This is a genomic window from Hymenobacter sp. DG01 (genome assembly GCF_006352025.1).
Taxonomy (GTDB): Bacteria; Bacteroidota; Bacteroidia; order Cytophagales; family Hymenobacteraceae; genus Hymenobacter.
The window spans coordinates 95995-109648 of sequence record NZ_CP040937.1 but is presented as its reverse complement, the minus strand read 5'-3'; the positions used below and the strand labels follow the sequence as shown (position 1 = coordinate 109648).

Below are 13654 nucleotides of genomic sequence, written 5' to 3'. Positions count from 1 at the left end.
CGTACGGAGGACTTGCATCGGCGTAAATCGCTCTCCAGGCAACAGAATCAATACATCTTCCAGTGCGGCGCACTGCAGCGTTAAAAGCCGGGCAGCAAGTTGCCGATACACCGTGCGGCTAGTACACTCCCGTACCAGGACAGTCAAGCGGGCCAGCATCGTAGCGCCCGGCTGTACCACGCGGGGCGTTACTAGGTGAGCAGTAGCCAAATTAAATAAAATGCTGTGACGTACCGGGCTGGTTGTCACCTGCGCATACAGCCAGTGGGTAGGGCGAAATGCCTGCTTCGCTTCAATGAGTATGTAACCGAGTTACACCAGCAGTTTGGCCTGCTGATCGTCCCTAGTACTTATACGTTTGCGATGTTCTTCTATTTCGGGCGGTGCAGCACCCAACTGCGCGGGTAGGGTGTCCACGACAACCGTTGGCAAATCGAGTGGGTCGGGTGGAAAGGTAACCAGAAACCGAAGAGTACAGAGTTGCACCACGCAGCCCAGCCGATTACATGGCCGGCGCCGCTGGGCCACGAACGCCAAATCAGCGAACCTCAGGTAAAAGAAGCGGGCTATTTGCTCAGGGCCAGGAGCCACGTAGTAGCATCTGTAGCGGGCGGCTTGCTCGTCACTGAGAAATTCTACGGGCATGCAACAGCTTGTTAAGCAGAGAAAGTACTGATATCATGCTGAATGGGCCATTGCACGTCAGTGAAGAGCAATAGAACTGAATAAAACGCACCGAGTTGCTCCAAGATAAGCCTCCCTTAACTAGGTGGCAATCGGCTATCACAAACTGATATAAAAAACCAGTTCGTAGATAAGCGAGTATGTAAGCTTGCCTAAAAAAATATTTAGGTTTGTCTAAAATACACGTATGCTCTCCTTCTACTGCCTGGTATTCTGTTCACTGCCTGTAGCCTTGTCAGCGCAGAGCCAAGGGGTCGCGCCGGATTCCTTGAATCGTCGCCCCCCCCAGTACTCGCTCTTGCGGCCGGTGCCCCGGGCCCGGCTGCGGCCAATGAGTACGGACCGGCCCGACGCGACGGAAAGCGCCTACTTGGTGGACGCGGGGCATTTTCAGGTGGAAACCGACGTGCTGCGGCTGGGGCGGCAGCGGTTTGGCAAGCAGGACACGCACCAGGAGCTGGGGCTGAACCATGCCAATCTGAAACTAGGTTTGACGCGCACGATGGATGTGCAGCTGGTGGTGGAATCGTACACGGCGCAGACGGAGCGGGGCGAGCATCCGGGGGCACGGGCCGGCTTTGGGGACCTGACGCTGCGGGTGAAGCGCAACCTGTGGGGTAACGACGGGGGCCGCACGGCGCTGGCGCTGATGCCCTTCGTAAAGCTGCCGACGGGTCGGCGCACTGGCAACCACAATTGGGAAGGCGGCGTGGTGGCACCGTTTGCCTGCCAATTACCCCACGATTGGAGCCTGGGCAGCCAGTTGCAAGCTACCTGGGTGCGCGACGAAGCCACGGCGCGTCACTGCCTGGAACTGGCCCCGACCCTGACCGTGGGCCACGACCTGTACAAAACGCTGGGTGGGTTTGTAGAAGTGGCCGGGGCCTGGGACTGGCGGGAAAGAGGCTGGGCCGCGACGCTCAACGGCGGGCCCATCTGGCGGGTGACGGATAACGTGCAGTTGGATGTGGGCCTGAACTACCCGCTGACGAAAGACACAGAAACAACGTACTTTCTGGGGGTAAGTTTTCGGCGTTAGGACGCGGGAATAATGCGTGATTTTGCGTGGACAGCTGCTGGGGTCAGAGAAATTAACACTGAATGCATTCTGTTTGCTGCCGCTGCCCCTGACGTCAGTTCGCTCAGCGAACTCAACACCTGTATACTGCCGGTTACGAAGATTTTAGCCTAGTGGTGTGCCCGGCGAAAAACTGGTTGCTTCAGCTTATTTTATAACCAGCGATTAGGGTCGAAGCCAGCCTCATGCCGTGTTTTTCAGGTCTATTTCCCCAACCTAAACCCATCATGCTGATCTGCTACGCCTGTTAATTACCTGGTAGAGGAATCTATTTGGCGACGAGTACGTATGTTTGCAGCGTTTGCCCCTTTCTGCTATGCGTTTTTTCGCGGTCTTTTTTGCGCTCTACCTGCTGTTGCTGGCCTGTCTGCCCTGTGCTGACGGGGCGGTGAACCCGCCGGAGCCGGCGCGTGCCCGCATTACGGCGCAGACCAATGCCGCCGCGCATCACCAGCAGGATTGGTGTACTCCCCTGTGCCAGTGCCACTGCTGCGCTGGTACCTCCTTGCCTGCCGCTACGGCCGTGGTTCTTCCGGCCACCCACCCGGTAGGCGATGCTGCCCGGCCGTTTGCAACGTTGACGAGCCCGGCCCCGCAGCCGCGGGCCTTTGCCGTCTGGCAGCCTCCGCAAGCCTAGTTTCCTGTTTTTTCGGTTCCGTCCGCGGGACCGGGCACGCTGCCGTGCCCGGTCCCGTCGGCGCATACGCACCTTGCTGTGCGCTGTCGAACCCTGCCGTCGTCGAGCCCCGCGGGCTCCGACCGCCCTTTTCTCAGGATTTCTAGTCTTACCCCTCAGCCAGTATGTTCGACCGGCTCATTCACTTTTCCATTCACAACAAGCTCATCATCGGGCTGCTGACCCTGGCTTTGATTGCCTGGGGCAGCTACTCGCTAAGTCGGCTGCCCATTGACGCGGTGCCCGACATTACCAACAACCAGGTTGTGGTCTACACGGTGGCACCCTCGCTATCGGCCGGCGACATCGAGCGGCTGGTGTCCTTTCCCATCGAGCAGAGCGTGGCCACGATTCCGGGGCGCGAAGAAGTACGCTCCTTTTCCCGCTTCGGCCTCTCGGTCGTGACCATCGTCCTGGAAGACGGCATCGACATCTACTGGGCCCGCCAGCAGGTGGCCGAGCGCCTGCGCGAGGCCGAAAGCCAGATTCCGGCCGGCGTGGGCCGGCCGGAACTAGCCCCGGTCAGCACCGGCCTGGGCGAAATCTACCAGTACCTGGTACGGGCCAAGCCCGGCTACGAGAAAAAATACACGGCGCGGGAGCTGCGCACGATTCAGGACTGGATTGTGCGCCGCCAGCTGCTGGGCACGCCCGGCGTGGCCGACGTCAGCTCTTTCGGGGGCCAGCTCAAGCAGTACGAGGTGGCCCTGGACCCGGAGCGGCTCCGTTCCCTGAACGTGACCGTGGACCAGGTGTACCAGGCCGTCAGCCGCAACAACCAGAACACGGGCGGAGCCTACCTGGATCAAAACCCGACGGCCTACTTCATCCGCACCGAGGGCCTGGCCCAAAACGCCCAGGACATCGGCAACATCGTGGTGCGCTCTACCAGCACCGGCTTGCCGGTGCTGGTGCGCGACGTGGCCGAGGTGCGCCTGGGCTCGGCCGTGCGCTACGGGGCCATGACCCGTAACGCGGAGGGCGAGGTCACCGGCGGCATCGTGCTCATGCTCAAAGGCGCCAACGCCAACGAGGTTATCAAGGCCGTCAAGGAGCGCATGGAAACCGTGCGCAAGTCCCTGCCGGAAGGCGTGACCGTGGACGTGTACCTGGACCGCTCGGAACTGGTGGGCCGGGCCATTCATACGGTAACCAAAAACCTGATTGAGGGAGCGCTCATCGTGATTTTTGTGCTGGTGCTGTTCCTAGGCAACCTGCGCGCGGGGCTGGTGGTGGCCTCGGTGATTCCGCTGGCCATGCTCTTTGCCATCAGCCTGATGCGCGTGTTCGGCGTGTCGGGTAACCTGCTCTCGCTCGGGGCTATTGATTTCGGACTGGTAGTGGATGGGGCGGTGATTATCGTGGAGGCCATCGTGCACCGCCTGCACACCCACTCGGGAATTGCCGCCCACCCCGACGGGGCCCACGGCAAGCTAACCCAGGACCAGATGAACGAGGCCACCTACGAGGCAGCCTCCAAAATCCGCGCCTCAGCCGCGTTCGGGGAAATCATCATCCTCATCGTGTACCTGCCCCTGCTGGCCCTGGCCGGCATTGAGGGCAAGATGTTTAAGCCCATGGCCGAGACGGTGGCCTTCGCCATTATCGGCGCTTTCATTCTCTCGCTCACCTACGTGCCCATGATGGCGGCACTGGGGTTGAGCCGCAACACGGAGCACAAGCGCAACTTCTCGGACCGCATGATGAGCTGGCTGGAGGCCCGCTACCGGCCCCTGCTGGAATGGGGTCTGCGCCGCAAAGCCCTGGTGCTGGCTTCGGCCGTGGGGCTGTTCGTCGGGGCCTTGCTCGTGTTCCGCACTCTGGGCGGGGAGTTTATCCCCCAGCTTTCGGAAGGCGACTTCGCCATTGAGATGCGCGTGCTCACGGGCTCGTCGCTAAGCTACACCATCGAAAAAAGCCAGCAGGCCGGGGCCATCCTGAAACAGCAGTTTCCGGAGGTCAAGGAAGTGGTGGCCAAAATTGGCGCGGCCGAAATTCCCACCGACCCCATGCCGGTGGAAGCTGGGGACGTGATGGTAATTCTGGAAAAGGACCAGAGCAAGTGGACTTCGGCCAAGTCCCGCGAGGAGCTGGCCGAGAAAATGGCCCACGCCCTGAGCGTAATTCCGGGCGTCACCTTCGGGTTCCAGCAGCCCATTCAGATGCGCTTCAACGAGCTCATCAGCGGGGCCAAGCAGGACGTGGTGATGAAAATCTACGGCGAAGACCTGCAGCAGCTGGCCGACTACGCCCAGCGGGCCGCGGCCCAGGTGCGGCAGGTGCAGGGAGCCGAAGATGTGTACGTGGAGCAGGTGACGGGCCTGCCCCAGATTGTGGTCCAGCTGGACCGCAACAAGCTGGCCCAGTTCGGTCTGAACGTCGAGGACGTGAACCGCACGGTGCAGACTGCCTTTGCCGGCCAGGCCGCCGGGCAGATATTTGAGCAGGAGCGCCGCTTTGATTTGGTGCTGCGCCTGCGCCCGGACCTGCGCCAGGACATCAACGCCGTGCGCCAGCTCTTCATTGCCACCCCGCGGGGCGAGCAGGTGCCGCTGGAGCAGGTGGCCACCGTGGCCCTGCAGGAGGGTCCGAACCAGGTGCAGCGCGACGACGCCAAGCGCCGCATTACGGTGGCCTTCAACGTGCGCGGGCGCGACGTGGAAAGTGTGGTGGAAGAGCTGCAGGGCAAAGTGGACCAGCGCCTGAAGTTCGCCCCCGGCTACTACGCCACCTACGGCGGGCAGTTCGAGAACCTGCGCGAGGCCTCGCAGCGCCTGAGCGTGGCCGTGCCGGTGGCCCTGACCCTGATTTTTGTGCTGCTCTTCTTCACCTTCGGCTCCCTGAAGCAGTCCGTGCTGATTTTCACGGCCATCCCCTTATCGGCCATTGGCGGGGTGGCGGCTCTGTGGCTGCGGGGCATGCCGTTCAGCATCTCAGCGGGCGTGGGCTTTATTGCCCTGTTCGGCGTGGCCGTGCTCAACGGCATCGTGCTCATCGGCTATTTCAACCAGCTCAAGGACGAGGGCTGGGCCAACCTGCACGAGCGAATTCTGGAAGGCACACAGGTACGCCTGCGGCCGGTGCTGATGACGGCTACGGTGGCCTCGCTGGGCTTTTTGCCGATGGCCCTGAGCACCTCGGCCGGGGCCGAGGTGCAGCGCCCCCTGGCCACGGTCGTCATCGGCGGGCTGGTCACGGCCACGCTGCTGACGCTGCTGGTGCTGCCGGTGCTCTACGCCCTGTCGGAACGCACCCCGGCAGCCGGGCCGGACCAGCAGCCCGAGGATCCAACCCACCACGGCACCCGGTCGGCACCCCTGCTGGCCGGCGGCGCAGCCGTGCTGTTGCTGACACTGCTGGTGCCCGGCACCGGCCGGGCCCAGCAAGTGCAGCTGACGGCCGGTGGCACGCCCTTCACGGCCCAGCAGGCCGTGACCCAGGCCTTGCAGGCCAACACCACGGTAACGGCTGCCCAGCGCAGTTTGGAGGCCCAGCAGGCCCTGCGGCGCACCGCTACCGACGTGGGCCGCACCACCGTGGGCGTTACCTACGGGCAGTACAATTCCTACCGCAAGGACAACCAATTCAACGTCAGCCAGAGCTTTTCGCTGCCGCGGGTGTACCGCAGCCAGCGCCAATTGCTGGAGGCGCAGGTCGGCGGGCAGCAGCTCACGCTGGCCCAGGTGCAGGCCGAGCTGCGGCGGCAGGTGCGCCTGAATTATGAGCAGGCCGTGTACGCCCGCCACCGGGTGCAGGTGCTGCGCGGGCAGGACAGCCTCTACAGCGAGTTTTTGCGGGCCGCCCAGCTGCGCTTTAAAACCGGGGAAGTAGCCCGCCTGGAGCCGGCCACCGCCCTGGTGCAGCAAGGCGAAACCCGCGCCCTGATTGCCCAGGCCCGCACCGGCTACCAGGTGGCCCAGCGCCAGCTGCAAGCCCTGCTGCAACAAAGCCAGGCGGTGGGCGTGGCCGACAGCCTGCTTCGCCCGCTGGAACCCGTGGTGCTGCCCGCCACCGGTGACACGGCGCGCCTGACCCAGAACCCGGAGCTGCAAGTGCAGCGCCAACTCATCGCCCAGCGCCAGGCGGCCACCCGCACCGAGCAGGCCCTGGGACTACCCAACGTGACGCTGGGCTACTTCAACCAGTCGCTGATTGGCCCCCAGACCATGGGCGGCGTGGGCGGCGCGGAGCGGTACTACGCCGGGTCGGACCGCTTCCAGGGCGTGCAGGCTTCGGTGGGCATTCCCCTCCTGCGCGGGCCGCAGAAGGGTCGGGTGCAGGCCGCCCGCCTGCAGGAGCAGGTGGCCGACGCCGGCTACCAGCGCCTGCGGGCCGAGCTCTCGGGCCGGCTGGACGAGCTAGTGGCCCGGCACGCCGAGCAGCAGCAGCGCCTGGCTTTCTACCAGCAGACGGCCCTGCCCCAGGCCGACGTCATCGTGCGCCTGAGCACGCGGGCCTTCAAGGCCGGTGAAACCGGCTACGCCGAATACCTGCTCAACCTGGAGCGGGCCCTGACCCTGCGCACCACCTACCTGGACGTGCTGCTGGAACACAACCAGACCGTCATCGAGCTGGACTACCTGCTGGGCAGCACCCCCCAGTAATCATCCCTGACTTTTCTTGCCTCCCCCTTTCATGACAAAATACGCATTGCTGGCCCTGCTGGGCCTGACGCTGGCCGGTTGCGGTCAGGAGAAAACGGATACGGCGGCACCGGAAGCGGCCGGGGCCACCACGGAAACATCGGCCGCGGGCGGCGAAGCCGCCGCCGAAGAAAACGCTACCGAAACCACCCTGTCGGCTGCCGAGCAGCGGGCGGCCGGCATCCGGCTGGGCCGGGTGGAAGACCGGGTGCTCAGCGGCACGCTCAAAGTCAACGGCACGCTCGACGCGCCCCCGGAAAACGCGGTGGCCGTCAGCGCCCTGCTCGGGGGCATCGTGGAGCGGACGACCCTGCTACAGGGCAGCCGCGTGCAGGCCGGGCAGGTGCTGGCGACGGTGCGCAACCCCGAGTTTGTGCAGCTCCAGCAGGATTACCTGGAAACCAGCAGCCAGCTGGAGTTTGCCCGCGCCGAGTACGAGCGCCAGCAGGAGCTCTACCGCCAGGAAGTAGCCCCGCAGAAAAATTTCCAAAGGGCCCGTGCCGAATACCGAGCCATGCAGACCCAGGTGGCGGCGCAAGCCGCCCGCCTGCGCCTGGCGGGCCTGCCGGTGGGCGGCAAGATTACCACGACGGCCCCGGTGCGGGCCCCGCGCGGCGGCTTCCTGAAAACCGTGAATGCCAGCGCCGGGCAAAGCGTGACCTCGACCGACGTGCTGTTTGAAATCGTGGACCCGGCCCACCTGGACGTGGTGCTCACTGTGTTCGAGAAGGACGTGCCGCAGGTGCGCGTGGGCCAGACCGTGCGCTACACCCTGGCCAATGATTCGGCCGGGGCCGAGCACCGGGCGAAGGTGTATGTGATTGGCCGCGCCGTGAGCGAGGACCGCACGGTGCGCGTGTACGCCCACCTGAGCCGGGAAGACGCCAGCCGCCTGCCCGGCACCTACGTGCGGGCCACTATCGAAACCAACTCGGCCACGTTGCCCTCCCTGCCCGACAAGGCCCTGGTGCAGTTTGGGGGAAAGAGCTACGTGTTCGTGGCCGAAGGTCCGGCAGGAAAAAACCAGGAAACGCACTACCGCATGGTGCCCGTGACGGCGGGGGTAAGCGAAAACGGCTACACCGAAGTCCGTCTGCCGCAAGGCACTGCGGCGGCGCAGGTCGTGGTGGAGGGCGCGTACTCGCTGCTGGCCAAGCTCAAAAACGCGGAAGAAGAAGAATAGCCGCGCATTTTCTCCCCTAATCCGGCCGCGTTCCTGTCGCGGCTCTTCGCCCTGCCCATGTTCCATCTGCTCACCGGTTGCCTGCTGTTAAGCCTGCTGCACGCCGCGATTCCCAACCACTGGGCGCCGGTGCTGGCCGTGGCGCGCGCCGAGCGCTGGCCCCTGCGCCGGGCCGTGGGCGTGACGCTGGTAGCCGGCCTGGCCCACGTGCTGAGCACGGTGCTGCTGGGCCTGGGGCTGGGGCTGCTGGGCTGGCGCTTGTCGGCGCAGTTCTCCCACCTGGCCCGCGGGGCGGCCCCGGCCCTGCTCGTGCTCATTGGCGTGCTGTACGCCTTGTCGGGGCCGGGACACGCCCACCCGGACCCGGCCCCGACCCGGCCCCGCGGCCGGGTGGTACTGGGGCTGGCGGCGACCATGTTTCTGGCGCCCTGCCTGGAAATTCAAACGTTTTTTCTGGCCGCCGGCACCCACGGCCCGGCGGCGCTGGCCCTGCTCATGGGGGTGTACCTGCTGGCTTCGGTCTCGGCCATGTGCGCGCTGGTCGCGCTGGCTCACCGGGGGCTGGGTCGCCTGAACCTGGACGGGCTGGCGCACCACGAGCGTCGCCTGACCGGGGCCGTGCTCGTGCTGGTAGGCCTGGCCGGCTTTTTCGTGGACTGGTAGCGGCCGGCTGGCTGCTGTCTTCATTTTTCACCGGATGCATCTTTCCTATGCCTGATCCAACCCCTTCCAATACCGACGAAGAGCTCAACACCGCCAAGCAGGTGCAGCTCGACAACGTGGGCGCCCTGAGCCGGGACCAGCTCACGCCTGAGGCCGCCGCCGCGCCCGAGGGCCACGACGTGCCCGGCCACGACCACGCCACCCACGACCACACGGGCCACCACCATCCCCCCGGCAAACAGGTCGTGGACCTGGCCGGCCAACCGGCCGACGAGCACGCCGGCCACTCCCACGGGGACGGCGACGACCACGACCACGGTCCGGCCGGGGACAACCCCTACCTCTGGCCCGGGGTGAGCCTGGCCCTGCTGCTGGCCGGCATTGCGCTCGACTACTATACGGTGGGCTTTTTTACCGGCTACGTGCGCCTGCTCTGGTACGGGGTGGCCTTCCTGCTGGTGGGCTGGAAAGTCATCCGCTCCGCCGTGCAAAGCATTCCGTCGGGCAACGTGTTCAACGAGTTTCTGCTCATGAGCATCGCCACGCTGGGGGCGTTTGCCATCGGCGAGTACCCGGAAGGGGTGGCCGTGATGCTGTTCTACACAGTCGGCGAATTATTCCAGGACGCGGCCGTGAACCGGGCCAAGCGCAGCATCAAGGCCCTGCTGGAAATCCAGGCCACGGAAGTCACGGTGCTGCGAGGCGGGCAGTCCCTGGTGCTGGATCCCAAACAGGTACAGGTAGGCGATACCATTGAAGTGAAGCCCGGCGAGAAGGTAGCCCTGGATGGGACGCTGACCAAGGGACCGGCTTCCTTCAATACGGCGGCCCTGACGGGGGAATCCGTGCCCCAGACCAAACAAACGGGGGAGCCGGTGCTGGCCGGCATGGTCAACCTGGAAAGCCTGATTCAGGTAGCCGTCACGGCAGGCTACCAGGACACGAAGCTGGCCAAGATCCTGGCCATGGTGCAGGACGCGGTGGGCCGCAAGGCTAAAACCCAGCAGTTCATCACCAAGTTCGCCAAAATCTACACCCCCATCGTAGTGGCGCTGGCCGTGCTGCTGGTGCTGGTGCCCTCCTTCGTGGTAGAGGACTATGTCTTCCGGGACTGGTTGTACCGGGCCCTGGTGTTCCTGGTCATTTCCTGCCCCTGCGCGCTGGTCATCAGCATTCCGCTGGGTTACTTCGGCGGCATCGGCGCGGCCTCCAAAGCGGGCATCCTGTTCAAAGGCTCCAACTTCCTGGATGCCATGCGCGAATTGGATACGGTGGTGATGGACAAAACCGGCACCCTCACGGAGGGGGTGTTTGCCGTGCAGCAGGTGCAGGCGGTGGGACTGGAGAAAGCCCAGCTGCTGCGGCTGCTCGGGGCGCTGGAAACCAAATCGACGCACCCGATTGCCAAAGCCGTCGTGGCCCACGTCGGCGCGGCTACCGCCGGCGTGGCAGTAGAGAACGTGGAGGAAATAGCCGGCCACGGCCTACGGGGCCGGGTGGACGGGCGCGACGTGCTGGCCGGCAACACCAAGTTGCTGCGCAAGTTTAACGTGGCCTACCCGGCCGAAGTAGACCAGGTGGTGGACAGCATCGTGGTGGGGGCCGTGGACGGGCAGTACGCGGGCTACCTGACTGTGGCCGACGCCCCGAAAGAGGACGCGGCCCGCGCCGTGCAGGAGCTGCGCGCCGACGGCATCAGCAAGCTGGTCATGCTCTCGGGCGACAAGGACAGCATCGTGCAGCGCGTCGCCCGGGAGCTGGGCATCGACGAGGCCCACGGCGGCCTGCTGCCCGAGGACAAGGCCCGCTACGTGCAGCAGTACAAAACCGAAGGGCGGAAGCTGGCCTTCGTGGGCGACGGGGTAAACGATGCTCCGGTGGTGGCCCTGGCCGACGTGGGCATTGCCATGGGCGGGCTGGGCTCGGATGCGACCATTGAAACCGCCGACGTGGTTATCCAAACCGACCACCCCAGCAAGATTGCCACCGCCCGGCGCATTGCCCGCGCCACTCACCGCGTGGTGTGGCAGAATATCTGGCTGGCTTTCGTGGTGAAAGGCATCGTGCTGGTGCTGGGCGCGGGCGGCTTGGCGACCATGTGGGAGGCCGTGTTTGCCGACGTGGGCGTGGCCCTGCTGGCTATTTTAAATGCCGTGCGCATTCAGCGCATGGACTATTCCACGCCGGGTACCGGTAACCCGTCGCCTGCTTCTCTCGCTGCCCCACAAGCGCAGCATACCCTGTCAGTGGTTGAGCCCATGCCCCGGGCGCTGCGCCAGGGCCCGCACCACCCTAACGACCAAACGACATGAGCGGGTCCCACGGTATGAGCGGCAGCGCCGCCAGCCGCAACAAGCGGCAACTGACCATTGTCTTCTTTCTAACGCTGACCTACCTGCTGGCGGAAGTAGTGGGCGGGTTCTGGACCGGCAGTCTGGCCCTGCTGGCCGACGCGGGCCACATGCTCACCGACGTGGCCGGCGTGGGGCTGGCCCTGCTGGCCATCCGCTTCGGGGAGAAACCGGCGACGCCGCAGCGCACCTACGGCTACTACCGCTTTGAGATCCTGGCGGCGCTGACCAACGCGGTGGTGCTGATTCTGATTTCGATTTATATTCTCTATGAGGCCTATCTGCGCTTTCGGAACCCGCCCCAGGTGGAAAGTGGGCAGATGCTATGGATCGCAGGTCTCGGACTGGCGGTTAACCTGGCCGGCATGTACTTGCTGCGGCAGGGCAAAGACGAGAGTCTGAACATGAAGGGAGCGTACTTCGAAGTGCTCAGCGACATGCTGACGTCTATCGGGGTAATTGCCGCCGGTATCATTATGCTCACCACCGGCTGGTACTACGCCGACCCGCTGCTCTCGGCCGGCATTGGCCTGTTCATCCTGCCCCGCACCTGGGCCCTGCTCAAGGAGTCGGTGAACGTGCTGCTGGAAGGTACCCCGGCCGATATCAACCTGGAGGAGCTGCGCCAGGGCCTGCTGCAAGTGCCGGGCGTGGCGGCCGTACACGACCTGCACGCCTGGGTGCTGACCTCCGGCGTCAATGCCCTGAGTGCCCACGTCGTGCTGGCCGAGGCCGCCGGGCACGAGGAAGTACTGACCCGCGCCCAGGCGTACGTCACGGGCAAGCATTCCATCCAGCACGCGACCATTCAAGTGGAGCGCGGCGACGTTGCCCGGCACGAAACCCACCTCTAACCTGACTAGCTTCTTCGTTTCTCTCATGACCTCCTACGACGTTCTCATTATCGGCTCCGGCCCCGGCGGCTATATCGCGGCCGTACGCTGCGGGCAGCTGGGCCTGAAAACGGCCATCATCGAAAAGTACCCCACCCTGGGCGGCACCTGCCTCAACGTGGGCTGCATCCCCAGCAAGGCGGTACTCGAATCCACCGAGCTCTACCAGAAAGCCACTCACCAGTTCACGGAGCACGGCATTGATGCCGATAACCTGCGTGCCGACCTGCCCCGCATGATGGAGCGCAAGGACCAGGTGGTGAAGAAAGTGTGCGACGGGGTGGTCTTCCTCATGAAGAAAAACAAGGTGGACGTACTCCACGGCGTAGCCTCGTTCGTGGATGCCACCACCGTGCTGGTAGAGCCCAGCGACGGGGGCAGTGGGGAAAAGCAGCTGCTCACGGCCAAAAACATCATCATTGCCACCGGCTCCAAGCCCAGCACCCTGCCCTTCATCACCCTGGATAAGGAGCGTGTCATCACCAGCACCGAGGCGCTGGCCCTGCGCGAGCTGCCCCAGCACCTGATTATTGTGGGCGGCGGGGTTATCGGCCTGGAGCTGGGCTCAGTGTATGCGCGGCTGGGTAGCAAGGTGTCCGTCGTGGAATACACTGACGCCATCATCCCTACCATGGACCGCACCCTGGGCAAGGAGCTGCTACGCTCCCTCAAGAAGCAGGGTCTGGAGTTCTACCTCTCGCACAAGGTGACGGCCGTGGAGCGGACCGGCGACACGGTGAAGCTCACGGCCCAGGGCGGGCCATCGGCCGAGCTGCAGCTGGAAGGCGACTACTGCCTGGTATCAGTGGGCCGCCGGCCCTACACCGACGGGCTGAACCTGGCCGCGGCCGGCGTGGAGCTGGATGAGAAGGGCCGCGTGAAAGTCAACGAGGACCTGCAGACGACGGTGCCGGGCATCTGGGCCATCGGCGACGTGGTGCGCGGGGCCATGCTGGCCCATAAGGCTTCCGATGAAGGCGTGTACGTGGCTGAGCTCATTGCCGGCCAGGCCCCGGAGGTGAACTACCTGCTTATCCCGGGTGTGGTCTATACCTGGCCCGAAGTAGCTGGTGTGGGCTACACCGAGGAGCAGCTCAAGGAGCAGGGCAAAGCCTATAAGGTGGGTTCCTTTCCGTATTCCGCCTCCGGCCGGGCGCTGGCCGGGGCTGACACCGAAGGGTTGGTGAAGGTGCTCACCGACGCGCAGACCGACGAGATTCTGGGCGTGCACATGATCGGGGCCCGCATTGCCGACATCATTGCCGAGGCCGTGGGCATCATGCACTTCCGGGGCGCGGCCGAAGACGTGGGCCTGATGTCGCATGCCCACCCCACCTACGCCGAAGCCTTCAAGGAAGCCTGCCTGAACGCGGCCGGCATCGGGGCCCTCAATATGTAACCCCGTATGCTACTCGCCTTTCTGCTGGCTGTTACGCCGGACGCGCCCCCTTCCTGGAGTCAGGTGCTGCTGTATTCCCTGGTG

General features: G+C 64.6%; 9 protein-coding genes. 8 read left to right on the top strand and 1 reads right to left on the bottom strand.

What is annotated here, in order from left to right:
• Nucleotides 1-312: 312 nt before the first annotated feature.
• Complete coding sequence (locus FGZ14_RS22375) at nt 313-645, bottom strand: DUF4158 domain-containing protein (RefSeq protein WP_044019274.1); 333 nt, start codon at nt 643-645, stop codon at nt 313-315.
• 307 nt (nt 646-952) lie between these two features.
• Between FGZ14_RS22375 and FGZ14_RS20675 the strand changes: the two genes are divergently transcribed.
• The 8 genes from FGZ14_RS20675 (at nt 953) to lpdA (ending at nt 13570) form a co-directional block, all read left to right on the top strand.
• Entirely contained in the window at nt 953-1723 is a 771-nt protein-coding gene (locus FGZ14_RS20675) for a transporter (protein ID WP_167855720.1), read from the top strand.
• Nucleotides 1724-2078: 355 nt separating this feature from the next.
• Nucleotides 2079-2399, top strand: a complete 321-nt coding sequence (locus tag FGZ14_RS20670) for a DUF6660 family protein (protein ID WP_139926221.1) — start codon at nt 2079-2081, stop codon at nt 2397-2399.
• 164 nt (nt 2400-2563) lie between these two features.
• Complete coding sequence (locus FGZ14_RS20665; protein ID WP_044019272.1) at nt 2564-7042, top strand: CusA/CzcA family heavy metal efflux RND transporter; 4479 nt, start codon at nt 2564-2566, stop codon at nt 7040-7042.
• Nucleotides 7043-7073: 31 nt separating this feature from the next.
• The gene (locus FGZ14_RS20660; protein WP_044019271.1) at nt 7074-8264 is read left to right on the top strand and encodes an efflux RND transporter periplasmic adaptor subunit; all 1191 of its coding nucleotides are present in this window, start codon (nt 7074-7076) and stop codon (nt 8262-8264) included.
• A gap of 57 nt (nt 8265-8321) precedes the next feature.
• A complete protein-coding gene (locus FGZ14_RS20655; RefSeq protein ID WP_044019269.1) occupies nt 8322-8927 on the top strand; it encodes a hypothetical protein in 606 nt (201 codons plus the stop codon).
• Between the two features lie 47 nt (nt 8928-8974).
• Nucleotides 8975-11239, top strand: a complete 2265-nt coding sequence (locus tag FGZ14_RS20650; RefSeq protein ID WP_081910975.1) for a heavy metal translocating P-type ATPase — start codon at nt 8975-8977, stop codon at nt 11237-11239.
• Entirely contained in the window at nt 11236-12132 is an 897-nt protein-coding gene (locus FGZ14_RS20645; RefSeq protein ID WP_044019267.1) for a cation diffusion facilitator family transporter, read from the top strand. The genes FGZ14_RS20650 and FGZ14_RS20645 overlap by 4 nt, the downstream gene beginning before the upstream one ends.
• A gap of 25 nt (nt 12133-12157) precedes the next feature.
• Nucleotides 12158-13570 carry a dihydrolipoyl dehydrogenase gene (lpdA, locus tag FGZ14_RS20640; RefSeq protein WP_044019265.1) on the top strand — a complete coding sequence of 471 codons (1413 nt, stop codon included), beginning with the start codon at nt 12158-12160 and terminating at the stop codon, nt 13568-13570.
• Nucleotides 13571-13654: the final 84 nt, after the last annotated feature.

Excerpts from the sequence above, each read along its gene's own strand:
- FGZ14_RS20645 (WP_044019267.1), top strand. The coding sequence starts at position 11,236 with ATGAGCGGGTCCCACGGTATGAGCGGCAGCGCCGCCAGCCGCAACAAG.
- FGZ14_RS20655 (WP_044019269.1), top strand. The coding sequence starts at position 8,322 with ATGTTCCATCTGCTCACCGGTTGCCTGCTGTTAAGCCTGCTGCACGCC.
- lpdA (WP_044019265.1), top strand. The coding sequence starts at position 12,158 with ATGACCTCCTACGACGTTCTCATTATCGGCTCCGGCCCCGGCGGCTAT.
- FGZ14_RS20670 (WP_139926221.1), top strand. The coding sequence starts at position 2,079 with ATGCGTTTTTTCGCGGTCTTTTTTGCGCTCTACCTGCTGTTGCTGGCC.
- FGZ14_RS22375 (WP_044019274.1), bottom strand. The coding sequence starts at position 645 with ATGCCCGTAGAATTTCTCAGTGACGAGCAAGCCGCCCGCTACAGATGC.
- FGZ14_RS20660 (WP_044019271.1), top strand. The coding sequence starts at position 7,074 with ATGACAAAATACGCATTGCTGGCCCTGCTGGGCCTGACGCTGGCCGGT.
- FGZ14_RS20650 (WP_081910975.1), top strand. The coding sequence starts at position 8,975 with ATGCCTGATCCAACCCCTTCCAATACCGACGAAGAGCTCAACACCGCC.
- FGZ14_RS20665 (WP_044019272.1), top strand. The coding sequence starts at position 2,564 with ATGTTCGACCGGCTCATTCACTTTTCCATTCACAACAAGCTCATCATC.